This window comes from Ructibacterium gallinarum, from assembly GCF_014982785.1.
In the GTDB taxonomy this organism is placed as follows: Bacteria; Bacillota; Clostridia; order Monoglobales; family Monoglobaceae; genus Ructibacterium; species Ructibacterium gallinarum.
Window position 1 is genome coordinate 1 of record NZ_JADCKB010000046.1, and the last position, 7,836, is coordinate 7,836.

General features: G+C 39.8%; 4 protein-coding genes. All 4 read left to right on the plus strand.

Going from position 1 to position 7,836, the window contains the following annotated elements; genetic code table 11:
* Positions 1-91: IS3 family transposase (locus INF28_RS12435; RefSeq protein WP_226393436.1), on the plus strand; the 91-nt coding region annotated here is incomplete at its 5' end.
* 20 nt (positions 92-111) lie between these two features.
* Positions 112-300, plus strand: coding sequence for a glycoside hydrolase family 88 protein (locus INF28_RS13135; protein ID WP_264175783.1), 189 nt, complete (start codon positions 112-114; stop codon positions 298-300).
* An 86-nt stretch (positions 301-386) separates the two neighbouring features.
* Positions 387-5,276, plus strand: coding sequence for a heparinase II/III domain-containing protein (locus INF28_RS12445; protein WP_226393777.1), 4,890 nt, complete (start codon positions 387-389; stop codon positions 5,274-5,276).
* Positions 5,277-5,338: 62 nt separating this feature from the next.
* Complete coding sequence (locus tag INF28_RS12450) at positions 5,339-7,603, plus strand: helix-turn-helix transcriptional regulator (RefSeq protein ID WP_226393778.1); 2,265 nt, start codon at positions 5,339-5,341, stop codon at positions 7,601-7,603.
* The last annotated feature ends 233 nt before the right edge of the window (positions 7,604-7,836 follow it).

Consider the following 7,836-nt stretch of genomic DNA (forward strand, 5'->3'; position numbering starts at 1 on the left):
GTATATTGATTACTATAACAACGAGAGAATTTCATTAAAATTAAAAGGAATGAGTCCTGTTCAGTTTAGAACTCAATCCTTAGCAAATTAATTTTAAAATTTGTCCAACTTTTGGGGTTCACTTCAATAGATGGTGTTACTGTAAAAGAGAATCGGCTTACACTTCCTTCGATATGTATAGGCACCATGGTCGGTAGTTATGACTATTATGTTGACAGGCCGAAAGAAAAAAACGATTTACACGGTATTGGAGCTTTCGTAATGATGTGTGAAGAGTGCAGCCGGGCGTATTCAAAATAAAGCAGAAAAATATGGCGACTTCGAAATTTTAGATTGCATTTTTGTCTGTTATACGTCAAGGGTGTCATGCAACAAGGAGGGTTACAATGGAAAAAATACGATTGAAAAGACTTGTTATATATAGTATCCTCAGTATAGCTATTCTTCTGTCATCCTGTCCGGATATATTTGCGGCGCAGGATGATGCGGTTGTAGATAATATTGATGAATTGATTGATGATGATGCCGGAGATTATACCTATTTTCATAGTGATTACCCCAACACCGGAAATATTTTGTCCGCCACTGCTCAGAAACCGGCATACTTTAATTTATCGTCTGACGTTTCATATGACCCCAATACTTCTACTGTTGTTTCTGGTGAAAATACAATTACCTTCGGCAGATTGGATTATAGGAATGCAAATCGCAGCAACGCCATTACCCTGCATAAAGGCGTTGCGGGAAAGGCTTCTGACTGTTACATAGACGTAAAGATGGAAAAGGCCGCTATCTATGGCAGCGAAAAAGTGTACCAGTATTTTGTCATCGAATCGGATGTAACAGTTCCTGAAAAAGGTGCAAGCATCCTCCTGTTCAGGCTGCGGGACAGTGCATTATATAATGCTGCTAATGCGGCCGAGGCGGGGACAGGATATCATACCGATGTGCAGATTGCAGCAATAGATACCCATGGGAATCTTAAACTGTCCGGTTCCCAATATGTATGGAACGACTATGTTGATCAAATGAATGGTGAAGCTGCCCACTGGAAATGTTATGTAAATTTAGAAAACCATACGATGGAAGTGTATATCAATAATATACATGTAGGAAAGGGGATATCGTTTTCATCGAAGTTCACAAAATTGACACAGGTTAGAGTCAGTCTTGACAATGGTGACGGTACGGGCGATTTAATGATGGAACACTGGCAGATAACAGGACTGGCACAGCCTTATGTTGTTGACGAAGCTGACGAAATCACCGAGGTTCGGTCATCGGTGTTTTATGATGATACAGATATGGCAAACTATTTATCGGATAAGATTGTACTAAGCAAATATGCTGATTTTGCATGGAAAAAGGGGGAGCGGATACCGCTTTCTTCAAAACCGGTACAGATTGGGGAGGATCTGTATGTGACTGTTGCAGAGTTTAATAGAATTTTTGACGCGAACTTGCAGCAGTCAGCTGATATGCCGGTGATATCGAGTGGAAATGATACAAAGATTTCGGTAAAATATGCCGCAGAGCAGCAGGCATTGTGTACAATTTACGATGGCGACGGGACGATGTATTTTGGTACACGTCCGTTTGATAATGCTATATCGGCGGATACGCCAATCTACAAAAGGCCGTTTTATGTTGGAACGCTTCCTTATATCACAGCAACAGAGGAACTGAGAAGTTATGTGTTGTACCAGCGTCCGGATGCGGCGACGATTTCAGCTGATTTTGGACAAAACGCCAGTGTACCACATCCAAGACTGTTCATTACGGATGATGACATAACGCAAATGAAAATTATGGCAGAACAGGATGCGCTGCTCCGCAGGATGCTGGACTATAATATACAAAAGGCTGACAGCGCTTTCTCAGATGAAGCAATTTCATATCGCTTTCAGGATACCTACAGAATGCATGATATGGCGGAACAGTTTAAAAATAACATGCAGTTATATGGATTTGCTTATCTTTTGACAGGGAACGAAAAATATGCGCAAAGAGCATGGGATGATCTAAGTGCCGTATCACAATTTCCGGATTTAAACACAGCGCACATTATAGACACGGGAATGTTTTTAAATGGTCTTGGTATTGCTTATGACTGGATGTATGATGTATGGACGGAAGAGCAAAAGACGGCTATAGTGTCAACGATTGTTGAACTTGGGCTGAAGCCGTTATCTCTTGCGTATTATGGACGTCTTCAGGGGTGTGCTGTAGGTACCGGTACCTCTACGCAAATAAGCGGCATTTTCCCAAAATGGAGCAGTAATTACAACACAATTGTAAACAACGGGATTACGGTTGCAGCGCTTGCAATTATGGAGGAAAATCCGGCGTTTTGCAGCGAGATGCTTGAAAATGCAGTCAGAAGCATAGAGTATACGCTGAAATGTTTTGATAGAGAAGGCGGCTGGGCAGAGGGACCTATTTATTGGGGAAAGACCATGACTTCGTTATCTTCAATGATAGGTGCAATCGAGTTTTCTCTTGGCAGTGATTATGGTCTGCTCAATGCACCTGGGCTGGATAAAACGGCAGAGTATATCATATCGATGCAATCAGAAAATGGAATTAACAACTACCATGATGCAAACGATATGAAAAATCCGTCCTTTAATAACCAGCTTACCTGGCTTGGCATAAAATATGCCAATGAGGCGATAATCAGTCATCGCAAAATGCAGTTATTTAATGACGATTTTACCACTATCCCGCTGGAAGCGATATGTTATTTTCATGGAATAGATTTTATACAAGGTACCAATTATACCGCAATGCCAAAGGTTATCACCACCTCTGGCACGGTTGAGAGCTTTTCGACGCGAAGTGCGTATTTTGATGCAAATGCGTTCTGGGTTTCGGCACATGGTGGAACGGTAGGCGCGTACCATTCTCATAACGATGCAGGAGCCTTTGTCTTTGATATGGCAGGCGAAAAGTGGGCCGTTGATCTTGGAACAGAAAATTATAATTCTGGCATTGCTGACAATCAGCTTTACAGAAAAAGGACAGAGGGACATAATACACTTACCATCAACAATGATGCGAAGTATAACCAAACGGCAAGTGCGTATGTTCCGTTGATTGAATATGAATATTCGGACACAGAAGCCTACTGTGTGTATGATATGTCAGAAGCATATGATGAAGCGGATACGTTGAAACGAGGATTTTTCGTTGACAAATCTATGTCAGAACTGACGGTGCGAGATGAAATTACCTTAAATCGAAGTTCTGAGGTCTATTGGTACATGCACACTAAAGCAGAGGTGACGGTGGACAGTGCCAACAATCGGATGATGCTTACGCAGAATGGAAAAAGGATCTATCTTACGTGGAATTCCAATGTTGTGGTGGATGCCAGCGAAACAGGGGCGGCGACACCACCGGAGAGCCTTACAAATGCCGCATCACAAAATCAAAACCAAGGGGTGACACGGATTGCACTGAAGCTGTCGGGAAGCGGACAAATCAATCTTGAAGTTAGATTTTCCCAATTTGCCTGTGTGCCGAGCAAGGGAGATATTGATTCCTGGAGCATATCTGAAAGCACATCCAATGCGGAACTTCTCCTGAACGAAGATTTCGGTGAAAATACGTATGGCATGGCAACGGCTGGAGGTAAATTTGGCAGAGCCAATACAGATAGAAGCATATGCTTGACAGACGATTGGACGATTCAAAATATCCCTTTTACTGAAAATCTTGATGGCGCAGTACTGTATGGTTCCATGTACTACGCGTTTGAAAATACGCCCGGTGAAATTTCGATTCAATGGTCCGATACAAATTTTGCACAGATCGCCGGCGGCGGAATTACAGTGTGTGATAAGACGGTGCCTGTACATCATGTTCTCAACAAGTGGTATCACCTGGAGTTTGTCCTTCAAAAAGCCTCAGGGGAAGGCGAGGATGTGTTGTATGTCTTTCGCGATGACGAACTGCTTGCTCAGGAATACATCAGCAATACAGCTTTTTGTTATAATACATTATCCATTTTGTCAAATGCGGGAAATTCGGGGGCAATATGGATTGATGACATGGAACTGATAAAGCAACCGGAAGGATATATGCTATATAAAAGTCCTGCGGGCTTTTCCCATGTTTGTTCTGAGATCGAAAAGTTTGCCAATAAAGGCATTTTTTATCTCTCCAGTAACTTACAAAGAAAGGATATTGAAAATGGCGGAATGTGGAGCGGTGTTTCGAATATTGAATACCGTGACCAAAATGGATATACTTTACAGCCCGAGCATACGATAGACGGCAAATATATTGACATAACCTGCGTGGATGGCCGGCATGTTTATTGGCCGGTTAAGCTGCTGACGCATGCTGTCTTATATCAAACAGATGGCTATATCGAAACCGGTTTAGCTGAATGGCATGCTGCTGGTACATGGTCCCGATTACGGGGAACGAACCAAAATTTGCAGAAGGTCGGTGGGATCGGCGGAAAAGATACATCGGATCTGTGCACGGTATGGTACGGCCCATATATGAATCAATCTGAATATTTGGATTATTCTGTGGTCAAAGATACGCAAGGGGATACTTGGAACGCTTTGTTCAATGGCAGCGGTACTGGGCCAATCAGAATAAGCGGAAGTATTTTGGTTTCCGGTGATGTGAATGCTTCTCTTGAAATCAAGAGCAATAATTCCAGTCAGTATATAGGTGTTTTAAGATTTGGTGATGGAACCATATCCACCGGCGGGCAGACTGTTTCAATATCCAACTCTGGCGAATGGATGGATTTTTCGGTCACTTTATATACACTTAAAAAATATGTTGATATCAGCATTCCGGGGCAGACAGAGACGTGTACCTTCCGTACTTTTTCGAATCTTCCACAAGTGTTTAACATCATAAGGTTTGGGGCATATTCCTCTTCGGCAACGACGGATGGTTATATTGCCTTGGACAATATAAAGATCGAAAAACTGGGTGCAAACGAGGAAGCGTGGACGATTGTATGCCGACAGAACGGCGCCTTGGTTGAAAATTTTTTTTCTGAAGGAGAACTAAACTTTCGCGCTGTACCGAATACAGATTTGCTAACTGGGGTATTGGTAGCGGCTCTTTATTCTGAGAATACATTTTTGGAATTTGCAATCGATGAAGATGCCTCCGATGACCTAGAGTGTTTTCTGCCAACCAAAAACAAAGATGCCCAAGTTTGTGTGATGTTGTGGAACGATCTTGAAACAATGAAGCCGCTTATAAAAGCTAAAAGATTGAAATATTACAGTATGACTGCTTGAAAATAACAGAAGGAAGATGGTAAGCATTGAGAAAAGGGATTGCTTTTATAAAGAGAAATACTATGGTAGTATCATGGTTTCTGTCATATATATTCATTCTGCTTCTAATGATTGGTATGAGCCTTTCTTTATATTATGAATCAAAAACAACCGTTGTAGAGCAGATCAACCTGACTGCGGGTATAACTCTTGAAGAGAAGAAACAGCATATTGATAATATTCAAAAAAATCTTAGTATTTTTGCTGCTGAACTCGCCGAAAATGATTTAGTAAAAGAGCTTTGTCTTGTGGAGCAGCCCGACAGATATTTCCGTTATAATTTAGGCAGTATAAGAAGCAAGATCAACGACAGCTCCTATTTCAGTATCGGTATCAGTGAAGTATATATTTATTTTACCCGAACCGACTATATTGTCAGCGCTCAAAGCAGTTCGGACAGCAGAGGATATTTTGATACCTACTATGCCGATATGGATATGGAATATGATGAATATATCGAATTATTGAATGAGAAAGGGATTGGAGAATTTATTTATCTTCCAGCAAAGGACGGTGATAAAACAAAGGATGAGATTCTGTATAAATATTCTGTTTTTAATGTAGATTATAACAGGCCGCTCGCGACAGTGGTATTTCGAATGCCGTGCTCAAATTTTATTTCTATGAGCGGTACCGACAGTGATTTGTGGGCATTTTGCGTACTGGATAAGGATAACCGGATATTTTTGTCCAACATAACTTCTGAGAAAAATTTTGATACCATTGCCCAAGTGGTTGCGGAACTTGGTGGTGATACAAAGAACGAGTATGAAAACTATTTTATACTCGGAGATTCTTCTGACGAAAATTCCTGGACATATATGTTTGTAATCAATGAAGAACAGTATATGAGTGGTCTTAACAGTTTAAGAAAAAAAACAACTGGGTTTATTTCTATTTATAGCATTTTGGGGCTTTTGATTGCGGTAATTGTTACAAAAAGAAATTATAAGCCGATAAGAGGTCTTGAAAATCGGCTCAGAAGCATATCTGCCAAATCGACAAGAGGACAGGATGTCGATGAAATGCAGTATATAACCGAAGTGGTAGATAGAATTCTTAAAGAAAATGAAACCCATTCAAAACGAATCGAAATCCAAGAAGCAGTTATAAAAGATGCTGTATTTACCCAACTGGTTAATGGGGAAAGTTTTTTGAACGAATCTATGGAAAACATTCTATACAGCTTAGATATTAAGTTTGATCATGATTATTTTACATTGGTACTTTTTTATATTGAAGATACCTATGAAACCGTCTTTGAAAATAATCAAGAGGAGGACTTAAATGATTACACTTTGGCTAAAATAGTGGTTTCCAATGTGTTGAGCGATATTTTGAAATCAGGTTATGATTATATTTTTTGTAATTTAAACAGTATGCTTGCTTGTATCATTAACTCCGAAAAAACGGATATAAAAAGATCATTGGTGGATAGCATCTCTGTAGCTCAGAAAATCATTTCTGAAAACTTTAATATTAGATTTTCCAGTGGTATTTCCGGCCAACATCCGTATTTGGAGGGAATACGCCTGTGTTACAATGAGGCGCTCGAATGCCTTGAATACAAGTTTGTTAATCAATATGGTATTATAGAGTATTCAAATATTATTGAGCAATCCAAAATTTTATATCATTTTCCGATTGAGAGAGAAATTCGCTTAAGCATGGCATTGAAACGCGGGGACTATGCAAATGCCCATCAAATACTGGAAGAAATATTTGAAAGAAATTTGAAAAACTTCAGCGCATCTATTTTGATGGCCCGGTGCTTTATGTATGAAATTATGGGCATGATTTCAAGAGTAATTATTGAGATGAATGAAAACGGAAGGGAGTTTGTGTTTGAATATGGTGATGCTTTGAAAAGCCTTACCGATTGTACCACACTCATAGATATGAAAGATAAAATTTCTGAAATATTTAAAGAAATATGTGATATAAATAGTAAGGTTAATGATGCCACAGGAAAAGTTGAGGAAGTTGTAAAAAAGGCAAAAGAATATATTGATCAGCATTTTGCGGATCCCAATCTTAATTGTAATATGGTAGCAGCTGAATTTAATATTAAGAATACCTATCTTTCCTCAATGTTTAAACAACAAACTTCGGAAGGTATGCTTGAATATATAACCAAAGTTCGTATAGAAAAATCTATGGAGCTTTTGAAAAATACGGATATGACGATCGAAAAAATTGCTGCAGCGGTCGGTTACACCAACTCTAGAACATTTTCCAGAGCGTTTGTGAAAATGATCGGAGTATCTCCGGGAAAGGTAAGAGGTTAGACCTTTTGCCGGGGGAGTTGTGGATGCTAGCTGCCTCAAAAAAATATGATCAAAAACCTTCACTTTTACAGGATATACCCAGGGGAAAAGTGCTGGGATGCAGGCAGTATTTCCAGATGAAATTGGAAGATATGCTTATCCAATTGATATTCATTCCTATCAGATTGGTGTTGATGAAGGATTGGGAGATGTATATGCAAAGGGTTATGAAAAAGGAAAAAGTTATGGTATTT

Coding starts and splice junctions, on each gene's coding strand:
- INF28_RS12445 (WP_226393777.1), top strand. CDS start 387: ATGGAAAAAATACGATTGAAAAGACTTGTTATATATAGTATCCTCAGT.
- INF28_RS12450 (WP_226393778.1), top strand. CDS start 5,339: ATGGTAGTATCATGGTTTCTGTCATATATATTCATTCTGCTTCTAATG.